Annotated in this window: 14 protein-coding genes; 5 read left to right on the top strand and 9 right to left on the bottom strand. The window is 63.8% G+C overall.

The features are described 5' to 3' along the window. Positions 1–2: 2 nt before the first annotated feature. Positions 3–743: a glycosyltransferase family 2 protein gene (locus tag BLW08_RS10845; RefSeq protein ID WP_090823510.1), complete on the top strand. Its 741-nt coding sequence runs from the start codon at positions 3–5 to the stop codon at positions 741–743. Here BLW08_RS10845 and BLW08_RS10840 read toward each other — a convergent pair. From BLW08_RS10840 to BLW08_RS10830, 3 genes are all read right to left on the bottom strand, one after another. Then, positions 740–1,318 carry an adenylate kinase gene (locus BLW08_RS10840; protein ID WP_091325030.1) on the bottom strand — a complete coding sequence of 193 codons (579 nt, stop codon included), beginning with the start codon at positions 1,316–1,318 and terminating at the stop codon, positions 740–742. The two genes, BLW08_RS10845 and BLW08_RS10840, sit on opposite strands and share 4 nt — an antisense overlap. A gap of 102 nt (positions 1,319–1,420) precedes the next feature. Continuing rightward, positions 1,421–1,918: an SRPBCC family protein gene (locus tag BLW08_RS10835; protein ID WP_091325029.1), complete on the bottom strand. Its 498-nt coding sequence runs from the start codon at positions 1,916–1,918 to the stop codon at positions 1,421–1,423. Then, on the bottom strand, positions 1,915–2,280 hold the full coding sequence (locus BLW08_RS10830; protein WP_090823357.1) for an ArsR/SmtB family transcription factor: 366 nt from the start codon (positions 2,278–2,280) through the stop codon (positions 1,915–1,917). Before BLW08_RS10830 ends, BLW08_RS10835 begins: the two co-directional genes overlap by 4 nt. A 147-nt stretch (positions 2,281–2,427) precedes the next feature. Between BLW08_RS10830 and BLW08_RS10825 the strand changes: the two genes are divergently transcribed. Further along, entirely contained in the window at positions 2,428–5,085 is a 2,658-nt protein-coding gene (locus BLW08_RS10825) for an exo-rhamnogalacturonan lyase family protein (protein ID WP_091325083.1), read from the top strand. Positions 5,086–5,106: 21 nt separating this feature from the next. Here the strand turns inward: BLW08_RS10825 and BLW08_RS10820 are convergent, their stop codons facing one another. Next, the gene (locus BLW08_RS10820; protein ID WP_091325028.1) at positions 5,107–5,985 is read right to left on the bottom strand and encodes a MurR/RpiR family transcriptional regulator; all 879 of its coding nucleotides are present in this window, start codon (positions 5,983–5,985) and stop codon (positions 5,107–5,109) included. 108 nt (positions 5,986–6,093) lie between these two features. On the opposite strand from BLW08_RS10820, the gene BLW08_RS10815 reads away from it, so the two are divergent. The 3 genes from BLW08_RS10815 to BLW08_RS10805 are packed head-to-tail and all read left to right on the top strand — an operon-like array spanning position 6,094 to position 9,237. Beyond that, positions 6,094–7,488 (top strand): MFS transporter, encoded by a 1,395-nt coding sequence (locus BLW08_RS10815; protein WP_091325027.1) that lies wholly within the window; start codon positions 6,094–6,096, stop codon positions 7,486–7,488. A gap of 11 nt (positions 7,489–7,499) precedes the next feature. Further along, a complete protein-coding gene (locus BLW08_RS10810) occupies positions 7,500–7,994 on the top strand; it encodes a GAF domain-containing protein (RefSeq protein ID WP_254779822.1) in 495 nt (164 codons plus the stop codon). 1 nt (position 7,995) lies between these two features. Continuing rightward, positions 7,996–9,237, top strand: a complete 1,242-nt coding sequence (locus BLW08_RS10805) for a metal-dependent hydrolase family protein (protein ID WP_091325025.1) — start codon at positions 7,996–7,998, stop codon at positions 9,235–9,237. Positions 9,238–9,361: 124 nt separating this feature from the next. Here the strand turns inward: BLW08_RS10805 and BLW08_RS10800 are convergent, their stop codons facing one another. The 5 genes from BLW08_RS10800 to BLW08_RS10780 are packed head-to-tail and all read right to left on the bottom strand — an operon-like array spanning position 9,362 to position 15,994. Next, positions 9,362–11,029 (bottom strand): dipeptide ABC transporter ATP-binding protein, encoded by a 1,668-nt coding sequence (locus BLW08_RS10800; RefSeq protein ID WP_091325023.1) that lies wholly within the window; start codon positions 11,027–11,029, stop codon positions 9,362–9,364. Continuing rightward, on the bottom strand, positions 11,026–11,979 hold the full coding sequence (locus tag BLW08_RS10795) for an ABC transporter permease (protein WP_091325021.1): 954 nt from the start codon (positions 11,977–11,979) through the stop codon (positions 11,026–11,028). Before BLW08_RS10795 ends, BLW08_RS10800 begins: the two co-directional genes overlap by 4 nt. A 10-nt stretch (positions 11,980–11,989) precedes the next feature. After that, positions 11,990–12,937, bottom strand: coding sequence for an ABC transporter permease (locus BLW08_RS10790; protein ID WP_091325020.1), 948 nt, complete (start codon positions 12,935–12,937; stop codon positions 11,990–11,992). A gap of 7 nt (positions 12,938–12,944) precedes the next feature. Next, positions 12,945–14,582, bottom strand: coding sequence for an ABC transporter substrate-binding protein (locus tag BLW08_RS10785; protein ID WP_091325019.1), 1,638 nt, complete (start codon positions 14,580–14,582; stop codon positions 12,945–12,947). Next, positions 14,579–15,994 carry an NtaA/DmoA family FMN-dependent monooxygenase gene (locus tag BLW08_RS10780; RefSeq protein ID WP_091325018.1) on the bottom strand — a complete coding sequence of 472 codons (1,416 nt, stop codon included), beginning with the start codon at positions 15,992–15,994 and terminating at the stop codon, positions 14,579–14,581. Before BLW08_RS10780 ends, BLW08_RS10785 begins: the two co-directional genes overlap by 4 nt. Between the last annotated feature and the right edge of the window lie 38 nt (positions 15,995–16,032).

The following is a 16,032-nucleotide window of genomic DNA, read 5'->3' as shown; positions in this document are numbered from 1 at the left end:
CCATGCCGGATCCACGCACCATCATGAGCGTTGCGGTGGTGATGCCGGCCCACAATGAGGACCGGCACATCGGCTCGGCACTCGTGGCGCTGAAGACGGCCGCCGATGCCCTGCAGCAGGAGCACCCGGAAGTACCGGTTTCAGTTTCAGTAGTCCTGGACAGCTGCACGGACCGCTCGGCGGACATCACCGCCGCTTACGTCGCGGGTGACTCCCGGTTCGGGGCCGTCAATGTGGAACTGCGAAGCACGGGCGCCAGCCGCGACTTTGGCATTCGCGCCTCCCTGGACGGCCTGCCCGCAGAGGAGACCGCGAAGATCTGGCTGGCCACCACGGACTCCGATTCCACCGTGCCGGAGCAGTGGCTGGTGCGTCAGGTGGAGCTCGCCAACGCCGGAGCCGATGCCATCCTCGGATCCGTTGAGCCCGACCCCGGGGACGTGGAGCCTGCCATTCTGCGCAGGTGGCTTGAACTGCACCCGTTCGTCGAGGACCATCCCCACATTTATGGGGCAAACCTGGGCATCCGCGCCTCCGCCTATCTCGCTGTGGGTGGCTTTCCCACATTGCGGGCCCATGAGGACCACGTCCTGGTGGATCGGCTACGTAGCCACGGTTTCGCCGTCACTGCAACGGACACTACCCGCGTGGTGACCTCCGGGCGGCTGCAGGCCCGGGCACCGGAGGGATTCGCGGCATATCTCCGCGCCTTGGGCGCCGAACTTCCGGCAGCAACCGGCTAGGGCGCCAAGATTCTTTCGACGGCCGCAATCGCAGCCGCGGTGATCGCTTCCCTCTCGCCGGACCCCTCCACGGTCAGCAGGATCCCGCGCTGGGAGTAAGCCATCACCACGGGCTGTGTCTCGTCCCGATACAACTCCAACCTGCGCTGAATCACGGTCTCGTTGTCGTCACTCCTGCCTTGTTCCCGGGCTCGCCGGAGCATCCGGGCAACCAGTTCGTCATCCGAGGCAGTCAGCGCAAGGACAACTTCCAGGGGCTTTCCGCGAACCGCAAGCATCTCGTCCAAGGCGCCGATCTGGATCACCGTCCGGGGGTAGCCGTCCAACAGAAACCCGTCGGTGGCATCGGATTCTTCCATGCGCTGCTTCAGCATGTCCGTGGTGACGTGGTCCGGCACGAACTCACCGCGATCCATATACTCGCCTGCTTCCAGGCCGAGTTCCGTTTTGTCCCTCACATGGGCGCGGAACAGGTCACCCGTGGAGATGGCGGGGATGCCGAAATGCCTCGCGATGTGCTCGGCTTGGGTGCCCTTGCCGGAACCCGGAGGCCCCATGATGATCAATCGCGCCATGACACTGGTCCGTTTCGAGAGGCGGCCGGGACTTAAACCATACGCCGACGACGGCGGGAGGCACCCGCCGTCGTCGGCTTCTTTTTGCTTTTGGTTCAGTCGTCAGGCGTTGGCCGGCTCCGCAAGTACGGCGTCGATCTGCTCGATCGCCTCGCGCATCCCGTCTTCCATGCCCATGTCCGCCATCTTCTGCATCTGCTCCTCGGACTCAAAGCTGGAGGTCAGGGTCATCCGGGTGCGGTCACCAACAGGTTCGAGCTTCACGATGGCGTGGGTGATGCCCAGCTCGTCCACGGGCTCGCCGTGCTCGTCGGCGAAACCGTCGTCGAACTCCAAGTGGTCAGGGGCATTGATGATAGTGAATTTCCACCAACCGCGAGCCTTGGTCCCATCTGGGCCTGTCATGTAATAGGCGGCCTTGCCACCGGCGCTGAACTCGTGGGTCTCAAAAGTGGCGGGCCAGGTGGGTGGCCCCCACCAGCGTTCGAGCTGCCGGGGGTCTTCCCAGATCCTCCAGACGCGCTTCACGTCTGCGTCGAATTCAGCAACAATGGTGAAGCTCAGTGCCGCAACGTCCTTGTTTACGCTGACCACAGTCATGGCAGATCCCTTTCGTCGTCTTCAGCGAGTATGTCCGCGATCCGGCTGGCTCGTTGCCGCCAGATCATTTCGAAGTGGTCCAACAGATGCCGGGCTTTTTGCAATCCATCATGGTTTCCCCGCACGATCTGTTCCCTCCCACGCTTCTCCTTGGTCACCAGGGAGGCCCGTTCCAGGACCGCAACATGCTTCTGTACGGCCGCGAAACTCATGGTGTAGAGCGCAGCCAGCCCGGAGACCGAGTACTCCCCTGCCGTCACCCGGGCAACGATGTCCCTGCGGGTGGCGTCGGCCAACGCTTGGAACAGGCGGTCCAAGGCGACGTCTTTTTCGGGTGAGCGACTGAGCTGATCTACAACCATTTGGTTGTACGATACCGCCGGGCATGGTGGGTGTCAACGACTTTTCAGACCAGGGTTCGAGCACCCCTTGCGGGCCGCGGCACACGCGGGTAGGTTATTGAAACGTCTCAAGAAAGCGTTTTCCCAACTCCTTAGGTGGACTCGATCATGACTCAGCACGCCCCGATCAGGTGGATCGATGGCGAACCGCCCGCAGGACTCAGCGGCGGCACCACATGGGGGATGCCGTTCCAGCGCGGTACCGTTCCAGATGCAGCCGCCCTCAAAGTCCACGACGCCAGCGGCAGCACCGTCCCCGCCCAGACCTGGCCGCTCGCCACCTGGCCGGATGGCTCCCTCAAGTGGGCGGGCATTGCGTTGGGCGCTACGGATCAGCCTGCGTCGGCGTATACCGTCACGCCCCATGCAACGGAAACCCGCGACGCCGGCCCAGCATCCGCCGTCGAACACCCGGAAGTGACGGTCACCGAGACGGAGCAGTCCGTGACTGTCTCCACCGGATCCCTGGACATGGTCCTGCAGCGTTCGGGCGCAAACCTGTTCAGCAAGCTGACCCGCGATGGTTCCGTGGTGGCCAAGGACGCCCGGTTGGTCAGCCTGCTGCAGCGCGGCCAGACCGAGGGCGCCGGCAGCACCACCCGTGACGCGTTCACCAGCCGGATCTCCAGCGTCACCGTGGAACAGCGCGGCCCGGTTCGCGTGGTGGTCAGGGTGGAAGGGCGCCACCGGGCCGACGCCGGCCAGCGCGAATGGCTTCCCTTCACCGTCCGCTTCTATTTCTTCGCCGGCGCCCGCAGCGTGAGGATGATGCACTCGTTCATCTGGGATGGCGACGCTGAACAGGATTACCTGGCAGGGTTGGGCGTCCAATTCACCGTCCCACTGGCCAGCGGGTTGCATGATCGGCATGTCCGGATCGCAGGCGCGGACGGGGGCTTCCTGGTTGAGGCTGTTCGCGGGCTGACCGGATTGCGGCGCGACCCTGGCGATGCTGTTCGTGCGGCGCAGATCGCTGGCCGGCCCACGCCGCCGCTCGAGGAATGGAGCCCGCTGGTCTCCGAGCGCCTCCACCTCATCCCCAGCTGGAACGATTACACGCTCACTCAACTGACCGCAGACGGCTTTGAGCTGCGCAAACGAACCGCCCCGGGCCACGGCTGGGTAGGCATTTCCGGCGGCACCAGATCGGCCGGTTTCTGCTCAGTGAGTGATCTGGGAGGCGGGCTGGGCATTGGCATTCGGGATTTCTGGCAGTCACATCCCGGCCAGCTGGACATCCGCGGTGCAGCCACCTCGGAAGCGACAATGACGGCGTGGCTGTACTCCCCCGAAGCTCAGCCCATGGATCTCCGGTTCTACCACGACGGCCTGGGCCAGGACACGTTCGAGGACCAGCTTGAGGGTCTGGAAATCACGTATGAGGACTACGAACCGGGCTTCGGGAACCCCACCGGGATCGCGCGGACGCATGAGCTGACGCTGTTCGCCTACGAGGCCACTCCCAGCACGGAATCCCTCGCTGCGGACGCGAAAGCTGCGTCCACTCCCCCGCTGTTGCAACCCTCGCCGGAGTACCTGCACGCGGCCGGAATCTTCGGCGATTGGGCTCCGGTGGACCGAAGCACCCCCGCGCGGGCGGAGCTGGAAGACAAGCTGAACTTCCTGTTCCGCTTCTACCAAGGCCAAACGGAGCAGCGCCGCTGGTACGGGTTCTGGAACTACGGCGATGTGATGCACACCTACGACACCGACCGGCACGTGTGGCGCTACGACGTTGGCGGCTACGCGTGGGACAACTCCGAACTCTCGCCGGACCTCTGGCTGTGGTACATGTACCTGCGCAGCGGCCGCGCAGATGTGTTCCGCTATGCCGAGGCCATGACCCGCCACACCGGAGAGGTGGACGTCTACCATCTGGGCCCCTGGCGCGGCCTGGGTTCCCGACACAATGTGCAGCACTGGGGCTGCAGTGCAAAGCAATTGCGCATCAGCACCCCGGCCTACCGGCGGTTCTACTACTACCTCACGGCGGATGAGCGCACGGGCGATCTCCTCACCGAGCTGGTGGACAGCGACCAGAACTTCCTCGGACTGGACCCCGTCCGCAAAGTACGTCCCGACGCCGACACCTACCGTCCGGACCGGGGCGCCTTGGGTGTGGGGCTCGGTACTGACTGGGGTTCACTCGCTGCCACCTGGCTCACTGATTGGGAACGCACCGGCAACCCCCGCTCCCGCGATCGACTGCTGGGAACCATGGCAGACATCGGAGCACTGAAGTACGGGTTCCTCACCGGCGAGGCGCTTTACGACCTGGATAAGGGAAGGTTCGACGCCGGCAGGGAGGTCATCAGCGTCTCGCACCTGAGCGCCGTGTTCGGCTTGGTGGAAATCTGCAGCGAACTCATCAGCCTGGTGGACGACAAGGACTTCGAAGAAGCCTGGATGCAGTATTGCCGGCTGTTCCTGGCCACCCCGGCGGAACAGATCGCGGAGGTTGGGCAGCCGCTGGCGGGGATCTACCTCACCCAGGCGCACAGCAGGCTCACGGCCTACGCTGCCGCCCGGCTGGGTTCTCCGGAGCTTGCAGGTTTGGCGTGGGAAAGCTTCGCCGAAGGTGGCGAAAACCTGAACCACGCCGAGGCTTTCACTGTGAGGACCATCCTGCCGCCCTCTGTGCTCCAGCCGGTGGACGAGGCTCCCACAGTGTCCACCAACGACACTGCCCAGTTCGGCCTGGCCGTCATCCAAAACCTGGCCCTCATCGGCGGTGACTTGCCCACCCAGGAGGTGCCGGCGTCGTAATTTGCGTTGCCTCGTGACCCTCTAGGACGTCGAGCGCGGGTGCATGATCCGCATCTGGTCCCACGTCCGCTCCGAGGCAGCAATGTTTTGGTTGGAGCGTTCGCGGTCCAGGGAAGCAAGCTCGACGGCGATCGCCTGGACCGCGGCAACGGCACCCGTCAGGGACGGGAAGAAACCCGCGCCTTCTGTGGGCACCACAATCCTGTGATCAGCGTGCACTGCTACGGGCGAGCCGGCGCTGTCCGTGATGGACACAATGGGCGTGCCCAGGTTGTGGGCGATCTCCACGGCGCGCATGGTGCTGTCGTATACCCGCCAGAGACTGATGGCGATCACCAGGTCTTCTGCACCAAGCCGTGCAATGGCGTTGGTGAGGGCAGCGACGTCGGCATCAAGGAGCCGGACGTTGTATCCGGCGATGATGGCGTTGTGCTCCAGCGCCTTGCCGGGGATGGCGTAACTGCCTGCCGCGACGATGAAAGTCTGCCGTGCACCGGCAATCGCCGTCGCAATATTGTGGACGGCATCGGTGTCCAAAGTGCGCTCAAAATGGGCCAAATTGGCACGGTCAGTGGACACCGCTGCCTGCGCAGGACTGCTGATGTGGCCATTGTGCTCGGCCGCAACCTCCACTGCGCTCAAAGACGCCAGGAACCGTGAACGCAGCTCAAATTGGAAGTCGGCCCACCCCTTGAATCCCAGTGTTTGCGCGGTTCTGGTGACGGTGGAGGCGTTGGATGCGGCCACGGCAGCGATGTCGCTGACCGAGCCGTAGGACGCAAGCCGGGGCTGGGATCGGAGGATGCCAATCACCTGCATTTGGCGCGCCGCGAGCTTCCGTCCCTGGACACGGCTGTCCAGCCACTCAGTCAACGTTGACGAGTTGAAATCTTCTTCCACCTATTGACCTACCTCACACTTTGGCCTTAACTTCAATACATCGCATCTGCACAGACTTGTGCATATTCCTCAAAATGTACAACTTGGCCCACTTTGGCAGGAATCACCATGTCTCTCACAGCACGCCTGGATCGTCTGGCTCTCAGTCGACCACACTACAAGCTTCTCCTCATTGGAGGCCTCGGCTACTCGTTCGACGGTATGGACGGGGCAGTGGTCGCCTTCCTGCTCCCCCGTATCCAGGAACTGTGGGGCCTCAGCACCGCCAGCCTGGGATTGGTAGGCTCGGCGGCCCCGTTCGGCTTCTTCTTCGGCGCAATCCTGGCAGGGTGGATGGGCGACCGCTTCGGCCGAAAGAAGGTCATGCTGTGGGCTCTGGCCTTCTACTGCCTCATGTCGGTGGTCGCGGCCATGGCCCCCAACTTCGAAATCTTCCTGATTGCACGGATCTTTGCAGGATTGGGAGCAGGCGCTGAAAGCGTGATCATCGCACCGTTCCTGTCCGAGTTCATCCCCCCGAAGCGCCGCGGCTGGTTCATCGGAACCCTGGCAGGATTCTTCTCCTTTGGCTTCGTGGCTGCCGCACTGATCGGACGCTTCGTTGTCCCCATGAGCGCGGACGGCTGGCGTTGGGCGCAGGTCATCACCGCAGTTCCCATCCTCCTCCTGCTCTGGTGGCGCCGAAGCCTGCCCGAATCACCGCGCTACCTCATCAGCCGTGGCCGCATCGCGGAAGCCACGGAAGTGGTGGATCGATTTGAGCAGAGCGTCGTCAAAGCCACCGGAAAGCCCCTTGCACCCCTGCCGGCCGCCGAGGAAGAGATCACCAAGCACGAGCAAAAGATCAGCGTCTGGAATGCGCTGAAATTCATGTGGTCCAAGGCAATGCGCCGCCGGACAGCGGTGATCTGGCTGATCTGGTTCGTGATCACCTTCTCCTACTACGGCTTTTTCTCCTGGATCCCCACCCTTCTGGTGGGCCGTGGAATCACCATCACCAAGAGCTTCGAGTTCTCCATCCTGATCTACCTGGCGCAGATCCCCGGCTACTTCTCCGCCGCGTGGTTGTGTGACCGGATCGATCGCAAGAACACCATCGCGCTGTACCTCGCGGGATCGGCCATCAGCGCGTTCTGGCTGAGCCAATCCAACGATTCCGGCATGATCCTGCTGGCCGCCGCCACGTTGTCCTTCTTCCTCAACGGCACCTACGCCGGCGTCTACGCCTACACCCCGGAACTCTTCCCCACCTGGATGCGTGCCACGGGTGTTGGCCTGGCCAGCGCAGTGGGCCGCATCGGCAGCATCCTGGCACCGTCCATCATCGGCATCTTCGCCGCTTCCCTCGGCTTCGGCGGAGTGTTCACCATGACCACCGTGGTGCTGACCATCGGAGTCCTGGGTGTGGTGATCTTCGGGGCGTCCACGGCAGGCAAGTCCTTGGAGGACATCAACGCCCGTGCAGAGCACGATCCTGCAGCGGCAGGGACCACCAGCAAATGAGCGGAGACTTCATGAAAACCGACACGACGTTCCAAGCTGCGCTCGACGCTCTGCAGCAAGAGCCCGGCGTCATCCTCTTTACGGCACTGCAATGGATCCCGCAGCGCTCCAGCCTCAAGCGGCTTTTCACCAGTCACCCGGCCGAATATCCGGTGGGCGGCGAGAAAACGGTGGAGATCTCCCCAGGCTGGCTGGGCACGGTCATTGAGGACAAGAAACCGTTCCTTGCCCCGGACCTGAAAGCGCTCCGGGAAGTCTTTACAGACTCCGAACTCATCCAGCAGCTGGGCTGCGGGGCCGTCATCAACGTGCCGGTCCTCGACGCTCAAGGAAACGTTGTGGGCGTGCTGGCCCTCCTGGACGCAGAAGGCAAGTACACGCAGCAGAGTGTGGAAACCGCCGTCGGCGTCATTCAACAGAACCTCGCCGCCCTTGTTCAGGCCTTTGAAGCCCATCCCACCGAAGCACCCGAATCACCCGAAGCACCTGCGAAGGACACTGTTTAGTATGAGCACCACCCCACTTGTCATCCGCAACGCGAGCGTCCTGGACGTTGACGCGGGAACCTACGCGATCGCCGACGTCGTGAGCGTTGACGGGAAGATCAGCAGCGTCGGTCCGGACGTCGAAGCGCCTTCCGACGCACGGGTCATCGATGGCACCGGTAAGTTTGTCATCCCGGGCCTGATCGATGCCCACGTCCACGTGGTGGCGTCCAGCGCGGACTTCCGCTCGCTCACCTACACGCCGGCCTCCTATGTCTACGCCCAGACGGCCCGGATCATGGGCGAGATGCTGCGCCGTGGCTTCACCACTGTGCGCGACCTCTCCGGCGCCGACTTTGGCCTGGCCATGGCACAGGAAGAGGGGCTGCTGGAGGGTCCGAAGATCCACTTCTGCGGTCATGCCCTGAGCCAGACGGGCGGCCATGGAGACATGCGCCTGCCCGGCGAGGATCACGATCCCAATGGTCGCGGATGCTGTGGGATCGGGCGTGTAGCCGACGGCGTGGACGCGGTCCGCGCCGCTGCCCGCGACGAGATCCGCAAGGGCGCCCACCACATCAAGATCATGGCGTCCGGAGGTGTCTCCTCCCCCACCGACCGCATCGATTCCACCCAGTACTCCATGGAGGAAATGCGCGCAGCGGTGGAGGAGGCCCAAGCCGCCAATCGCTACGTTGCCGCCCACGCCTACACTGCCCGGGCCATCAACCGTGCTCTTGAAGCGGGTGTCCGCTCGATCGAACACGGTAACCTCCTGGACGACGAAAGCCTGAAGCTGTTCCTCGAAAAGGACGCCTTCCTGGTCCCCACGCTGGTTACGTATTGGGCGCTGAAGGAAGAGGGCAAGGAGTTCGGCCTCACCGCGGAAATGTGGGCCAAGGTGGATTCGGTGCTGACCAGTGGCCTCGAGGCGATCGCCCGCGCTCACCAAGCCGGCGTGAAAATGGCCTTCGGCTCGGACCTCTTGGGCGGCATGCACCGGCATCAGAATGAACAGTTCAGGCTGCTCGGCAAGGTCCAGCCGGCTATCGACGCCATCCGTTCAGCAACCACGACGGCGGCCCTGCTGCTTGAGCGCGAAGGTGAACTTGGCGTGATCGCACCCGGCGCTGACGCGGACCTCCTGATCCTTGGGGCTGACCCCGTGGCGGATATTTCTGTGCTGGCCGACATCTCCGAGCACCTGGAATACCTCATCCAGAACGGTCGGGTGATCTCCCAGGCCCAGCCGGGGGTGCAGTAGCGCACCCCTCCCTTCCGACGCTCTCTCACCTAACGCGCCATTTCCGCCGACGCTCTCTCACCTAACGCGCCATTTCCGCCAACGCACTCTCACCGGGTGAGAGAGCGTTGGGCGGAAGGGGCCGTTAGGTGAGAGAGCGTTGGGGTTGGCGGCCGGGGATGGCCGTGATCAGCTGCCGCGTGTAGTCCTCCACAGGGTTTTCGAGGACAGCGGTGGCCTCCCCGATTTCCACCAATTTCCCCGCCTGCATGACGGCCACGCGGTCCGAGATCTGCTGCACCACTGCGAGGTCATGCGAGATGAAGAGGTAGCTCAACGACTCCTGAACCTGCAGCTCAGCCAAGAGAGTCAGGATCTGCGCCTGTACGGAAACATCCAGGGCCGAGACCGCTTCGTCCAACACCACGAGCTCGGGCTTCAACGCCAAGGCACGGGCGATGGCAATACGTTGCCTCTGCCCACCCGAGAGTTCGGCCGGACGCCGGGTTCCGTAGTCCACGGGAAGGTGGACTTCCTCAAGCAACGCCTTCACCCGGCTCTTTCGTTCGGCCGGGGTGCCCTCCGCAAAGGCCCTGAGTGGCTCGGCGATGATGTCCTCCACAGAGAACCTCGGATCCAGCGATGCATAAGGGCTCTGGAACACCACTTGGAACCGGCGTCGGAGCTGGCGCAGCCGCTCGCCACGAACAGAGGCGAGGTCCACGCCGTCGAACGTCACTGAACCTGAGGTTGGCTTGTCCAACCGCAGCAGCAGGCGGGCAACCGTGCTTTTCCCGGAACCGGACTCCCCCACCAACGCCAGGGTCTCGCCTCGCCGGATGTCCAGCGAAACATCGTCGACGGCGGTCAGCGACCTTGCGCCCCCGGCTGTCCGGGGCAGGCTGAACACCTTGCGGAGCGACGTGGCCTCCACAAGAGGGGAAACGTGGACAGTGCCGCTGTCGGCCGTCGCGCTTGGGTTCTGGACCGAAACCGATGGCCGCAGTCTGCGCGGGCTGAGTCCCGGAGCCGCCGCAATGAGTTGCTGCGTGTAGCTGTGCTGCGGGTCGCCCAGCACGGCTGTCGCGGACCCTTCCTCCACAATTTCGCCGCCGCGCATCACGATGATGCGGTCGGCGCGGTCAGCTGCGACGCCGAGGTCGTGCGTGATCAGCAGGACGGATGTCCCCCGCTCGGTGGTCAGGGCCGCGATGTTGTCCAGGATCTGCCGCTGGACCGTCACATCAAGAGCACTGGTGGGCTCATCGGCGATGACCAGTTTCGGCTGGGCAGCGAGAGCTGTGGCTATGAGCACGCGTTGGCGCATGCCACCGGAGAACTGATGAGGAAACTGGCGCGCCCGGGAGGGAGCGTCGCGGATTCCGGATTCCTCCAGCAACCTGACGGCACTCTGGCGTGCAGCCTTCCTGGGCTGGAGCCGGTGGATGGTGAGCGCTTCCGCCACCTGTTCGCCCACCCGTTGGAGGGGATCCAGCGACGCCGTGGGGTCCTGCGGAATCAGCCCAATGTCCTTGCCGCGCACCCCCTGCCACTCCTTGCGCGTGAGCTGCGTCAGGTCCGTGCCGGCGAAGGTCACGCTGCCGGAGGAGACTCGTGCGTTGCCGGGGAGCAGGTTGATGATGGAGTGCGCCGTGGTGGTCTTGCCGGAGCCCGACTCCCCCACAATCGCCACCACCTCGCCGGCCCGGACCTCAAAGCTGACACCCGCCACCGCGTTGCGTGGCGATCCGTCCACCACATAGTCCACGCGGAGGTTCTCCACCTTCAACAGCGGTTCAGCATGGGAGCTCATGGCCGGTTCCTTTCAGAGTCCTGGAATGCATGCGAAATTCGGTTGGTGGACAGCACGACGGCGGCAATCACCACACCCGGCAACGTCACCAGCCACCACGCAGCCACCAGGTAATCGCGGCCTCCGGCCACGAGTGAACCCCATTCCGCAGAGGGCGGTGGTGCGCCGAACCCGAGGAAGCTCAGCGATGAAATCGACAGGACTGCCATACCGAACTCCAGCGCGGACAAGGCCAGAACCGGGCCCGCAGCGTTGGGGAGGACATGTCGGAGGAGGATGGAGTGCCACCGGACACCCGAGGACCGTGCGGCCTCAACGTACACAGCAGTGCTCACCCGAAGGGTTTCAGCACGCATGATCCGGGCGAAGTTGGCCACACTGGCAATGCCCACCGCGATGGCAATGTTGATGGTTCCAAAGCCGAGCACGGTGATGAGAGCCAAGGACAGCAGCAAGCTCGGAATGGCCAGCAGCACATCCATGACGCGCATGATGGCGTCATCCACCCACCCCCTGATGGAGCCAGCCAGCAAACCGAGCGCCGATCCCGCAACCAGGCCGACGGCGACAGCCACTGCCGTGGCAGCCAAGGAGGTTGCCGAACCGTGGACCACACGGGAGAAGAGATCACGGCCCAGGCTGTCTGTTCCGAACCAGTGTTCCGCGGACGGCGGTTTGAGCCGCGACGACGGAACACCCGTGTCCGGAGGCCACTGGGTAAAGGCCTGGGGAACCAACGCCCACAGGATCACCAACGCAAGGACCAGCACGGACAGCACTAAGCCGGGCTTGGCCAGGAACCTTCGGGCGCCGGCCCAGCGGGCACCCGCCCAAGTAACTGAAGCCTGGTCGGCGGCTGGCGGGACGGGAACTGACGCCTCGGGTGCGGCGGCCGAGTGCCCAGCCGCGGGGTCTACGGAGCGCGTCTCCCTCACAAGTTGCTGCGTCATGATGGCCCTCCTAGGCCTTGGCCCCGCGCGAAGTGTTGATGCGCGGGTCCACGAGCGGATAGATCAGGTCAACGATCAAGCTGGTGACCACAAAGATGGCGGCGGCCAGGACCACCAGGGTCTGAACTACGGGGATGTCCCGGCTGTTGACGGCCGTGACGGTGAGCCGCCCGATGCCTGCACGGGAGAACACTGTTTCACTCACCACTGCCCCAGCCAGCAGGTTTCCCACCAGGATGCCCAGCATGGTGAGTGTGGGAATGGCTGCGTTCCGGAGGGCATGGCCAAAGTTAATCAGCGCTTCGCTGGCTCCCTTGGCCCGGATCTGTTCGATGTACGGTTCGCCCAACGTCTGATGCAAACTACGCGTCAGCAGCTGGGCGATCACGGCTGAGGTGGGTATGGCCAGAGTCAGGGCTGGAAGCACAAGGCTCTGGCCGCCGTCGTTCCCTATCGCTGGGAACAAGCGCAGCCGGAACGAGAAGAACTGCAGCAACAACAGGCCGATCCAGAACGTGGGTACCGCGATTCCCAAAGGAGGGAGCGACGAGAACGCCTGGCGGATCCAGCGGTTGCGGCTGAAGGCCGCAACCACTGCCAGGGCGCTGCCCAGGAGCACCGCGAGCGCGAATCCCGCCACGGCCAACTTGATGGTCTCCGGCAGGACTTCCGCCACAGTCTGGGTTGCCGGGACACCATTCTTGATGGACAGCCCGAAGTCCAGCTGGAGCGCCTTGAACAGGGCAATAAAGTATTGCTCGTAAAGAGGCCTGTCCAATCCGTACTCCGCGCGAAGTTTCTCCACGAGAGCCGGGTCCACTGCGTTCTGCTCGTCCCCGCTGGCCATGATGCTCACGGCGTCGCCGGGCAACAAGTACAGGATCAGGAAGGACACTGTGTAGGCGGCCCAGAGGACGAACGCGCCTTGCAGCAACCGTTGGCCGATGTAGCGGATCATGGGATTCCTACTTGCTCAGCCAGGCGTCGTAGAAGTCCAGGCGGCTGGAAGCTTCGAACGTAAGGCCCTTGACTTTGTCGCTCGCGGAAATGGTAGTGGACAGCTCATACAGCGGGATGGAGTGGGCGTCCTTGATCAGGATTTCCTGTGCTTCGTCCACCAGCTTCTGGCGTGCATCCTTGTCTAACGCAGCGGCCTGCTCAGCCAGGACATCGTCCACCGGCAGCTTCTCGCGCAGGTTGTTTCCGCCACGGGCTGTGGTGGAGGCGAAGACGGTGCGCAGGACATCCGGATCACTGCGGGTCAGGTTGCCGTAGGAGAAGTCATAGGTCTTGTCAGCCTGGGCAGCCGTCACGTCCGCGATGGTGGTGAACTTCAGCTGCAGGTCCACGCCGATCACCTTGAGCTGCTGCTGCACGAGCTCCAGCACTTCCTTGGGTGACTGCCAGTAGGTGACCTTGAAGGACAGTTTCTCGCCGTTCTTCTCGCGGACCCCATCCGTGCCAACCTTCCAGCCGGCATCGTCCAGGAGCTTCTTGGCGCCATCGGGATCGTTCTTCAGCAGTTCGCTGTAGTCCTTGAAGTACGGAGTGGTGTGGGAGAGAACGCCCTTGGCCGGCTGGTCCGCTTCGGTGAGGAGGGTCTTGGTAATTTCCTCGCGGTTGATGGCTTTGGAGATGGCCTGGCGGACGGCGGTTTCCTTGAGCTTGGGGTTGGACTGGTTGGCGTACAGGTTGTAGACCACGCCCGGGTTGGCCCGGGTTTCGTTCCAGAAGCCGTTGCCGTTGAACAGGCTGATGTCAGCAGCGGAGATCGCCGCCGTCGCATCGATCTGGCCGGACTGCAGGCTGCCCGTGCGGTTCCCTGCCTCAGGAATGATCTTGAAGGTGACAGTGTCCAGGTAGGCCTCGCCCTTGTTGCTGTTGGTGGCGGCGGGCCACTTATAGCCCGCACGGCGTTCCAGGACTGCTTCCTTGTCCACGGTGTAGCTCTTCACGCTGAACGGCCCGGAGCCGGAGAACTTCCCGGCGCAACGGTCAGCTTCGGAAAGAGTTGCAGAGGCCGGGGACAACAGGCCGAGTGTGAACGTGGACGTTGCCTGGAGGAACTGCGCGTTCGGCTTGGAGAAGTCCACCACCACGGTCTGCGGGTCCTTCACGGTGATGGCACTGACGTCGCTCAGGTAGGTGGAGCCCAGGGTCGCTTTGGCACCGAGTGCCTTGATGGCCTCGAAATTGGTCTTCACCGAGGCAGCATCAATCGCGGTCCCGTCAGCGAACGTGGCACCGCTGCGGAGGGTAAACGTGAAGCTGGTGGCGTTCGTATTGGTTTCGAATTTCTCCGCCAGCCACGGAACGATCTCGCCCGACTTCGGATCCTGCGACGTCAACGAGGCCACCGTCTGGCGGGCAATCGCGATCGCATCGTTGTTGCCCACCTGCTGCGGGTCAATGCAGCCGCGGTCAACTGACACGGCGAAGTTCAGGTTGCCACCGGAAACCGGGGTGGCGTCGGCACTTTGCTGGGTGCCGGCGTCGGCCCCTCCAGCGCAAGCTGAGGCCAGGAGCGCAAAGGCTCCCAGGACGGACACGACGGCGGCGGGTTTCCGCAGCTTGCGCGCTGCGGTTGGGTTGGGGACGCTCATGCGACTTCTTCGCTTTCAGTGAGTTGGGTGCTGGTGAGTGATCCGCGGCGGGTCAGCGGGGCGCGGAGGCCGAGGTTTTCTCGGAGGTTGGTGCCTTCGTATTCGGTGCGGTACACGCCGCGGTCCTGGAGGCGGGGAACCAGTTCGTTGACAATGTCATCCAGCCCGCCGGGCACAATCCACGGGGTGATGTTGAAGCCATCAACTGCGCCGGTGTGGGCGTACTCCGCGAGTTTGTCCGCAATGGCGTCGTACGATCCCACCAGACCCCGGCCGTTGAGCCGGGAACGGGCAGCAACGAACTGGCGGATCGACTGTCCGTTTTCCTTGGCATCCGCGCGCCACTGGGCGGCGAGGTCCTTGGCGCTCTTCCCGTGGAAGGCGTTGCCGCGGGTGGGGTTGGTGACGTCCACCAGGGGGTCGATGTCCGGCAGCGGACCGTCGGGGTCGTATTCGGTGAGCGTGCGTCCCCAGAACTGTTCCAAGTAGGCGATGGCCGTTTCCGGACCCACTTGCAGCGAGCGGACCCACTGGTGCTTTTCCTCGGCCTCTGCCGCGGTGGCACCGAGGATGAACTCCTGGCCGGGGAAGATCTTCACATCATCTGCCGGGCGTCCGGCCTTGAGGGTGCGGGCCACGATGTCGTCGCGGAACTTCTTGGCGTCCTCCAGTTCCGGGTGTGCCGAGAAGATCACGTCGGCGTTCCGCACGGCGAAATCGCGGCCGTCCGGCGAGTCCCCGGCCTGGAACAGGACAGGGTGCTGCTGGCTGGAGCGCGGCAGTCTGCCGGTGATTTCGACGTCGAAACTCCTATCCTGGCGTTTGACCGTGGCGATGGCGTCCTCGCGGAGCCAGCGTGGATCATTCCGGGACCCGGCGATTGCGCCGTCAGCCCAGGAATCCCAAATGGCCTTGGCCGTCTGAACAAACGCCTCGGCCCGGACGTAACGGTCCTCGTGCTTGAGGAACCCGCCGCGCCTGAAGTTGGCACCGGTCCATGCGTTGTCCGTGGTGACGATGTTCCATGCCGCACGGCCGCCGGACAGCAGGTCCAGGCTGGCCAAGCGGTGGGCAAGGTCCGCGGGATCGTTGTACGTAGTGTTCTGCGTGGCAACCAACCCGATATTTGTGGTGATGGCTGCGAGCGCGGCGAGGGCGGTCTGCGCGTCGGGACGGCCCACAACATCCAGATCGTGGATCTTTCCGAGGTGTTCCCGGAGGCGGAGTCCTTCTCCGAGGAAGAAGGCGGAGAAGAGTCCCCGTTCAGCTGTCTGGGCCACCCGGCGGAATGACTCGAAGTCGGTTTGCGAGCCGCTCTGCGCGTCCTTCCACACGGTGGTGTGGTTGACGCCTTGGAAGAAGACGCCGAACTGGATCTGGCCGTTGCCTGCGATGCGGTGATGGTTGGTCATGGTTCTGCTCTCTGAATCTGGCTCTGTGAGTGGGCTCT

The sequence above is a fragment of the Arthrobacter sp. cf158 genome, assembly GCF_900106835.1.
GTDB lineage: Bacteria > Actinomycetota > Actinomycetes > Actinomycetales > Micrococcaceae > Arthrobacter.
This window is presented reverse-complemented; position numbering and strand designations above follow the sequence as displayed.

What these genes read in the sequence shown, in the direction of transcription:
- BLW08_RS10845 (WP_090823510.1), top strand. Translation starts at nt 3, where the DNA reads ATGCCGGATCCACGCACCATCATGAGCGTTGCGGTGGTGATGCCGGCC.
- BLW08_RS10840 (WP_091325030.1), bottom strand. Translation starts at nt 1,318, where the DNA reads ATGGCGCGATTGATCATCATGGGGCCTCCGGGTTCCGGCAAGGGCACC.
- BLW08_RS10835 (WP_091325029.1), bottom strand. Translation starts at nt 1,918, where the DNA reads ATGACTGTGGTCAGCGTAAACAAGGACGTTGCGGCACTGAGCTTCACC.
- BLW08_RS10830 (WP_090823357.1), bottom strand. Translation starts at nt 2,280, where the DNA reads ATGGTTGTAGATCAGCTCAGTCGCTCACCCGAAAAAGACGTCGCCTTG.
- BLW08_RS10825 (WP_091325083.1), top strand. Translation starts at nt 2,428, where the DNA reads ATGACTCAGCACGCCCCGATCAGGTGGATCGATGGCGAACCGCCCGCA.
- BLW08_RS10815 (WP_091325027.1), top strand. Translation starts at nt 6,094, where the DNA reads ATGTCTCTCACAGCACGCCTGGATCGTCTGGCTCTCAGTCGACCACAC.
- BLW08_RS10810 (WP_254779822.1), top strand. Translation starts at nt 7,500, where the DNA reads ATGAAAACCGACACGACGTTCCAAGCTGCGCTCGACGCTCTGCAGCAA.
- BLW08_RS10805 (WP_091325025.1), top strand. Translation starts at nt 7,996, where the DNA reads ATGAGCACCACCCCACTTGTCATCCGCAACGCGAGCGTCCTGGACGTT.
- BLW08_RS10800 (WP_091325023.1), bottom strand. Translation starts at nt 11,029, where the DNA reads ATGAGCTCCCATGCTGAACCGCTGTTGAAGGTGGAGAACCTCCGCGTG.
- BLW08_RS10795 (WP_091325021.1), bottom strand. Translation starts at nt 11,979, where the DNA reads ATGACGCAGCAACTTGTGAGGGAGACGCGCTCCGTAGACCCCGCGGCT.
- BLW08_RS10790 (WP_091325020.1), bottom strand. Translation starts at nt 12,937, where the DNA reads ATGATCCGCTACATCGGCCAACGGTTGCTGCAAGGCGCGTTCGTCCTC.
- BLW08_RS10785 (WP_091325019.1), bottom strand. Translation starts at nt 14,582, where the DNA reads ATGAGCGTCCCCAACCCAACCGCAGCGCGCAAGCTGCGGAAACCCGCC.
- BLW08_RS10780 (WP_091325018.1), bottom strand. Translation starts at nt 15,994, where the DNA reads ATGACCAACCATCACCGCATCGCAGGCAACGGCCAGATCCAGTTCGGC.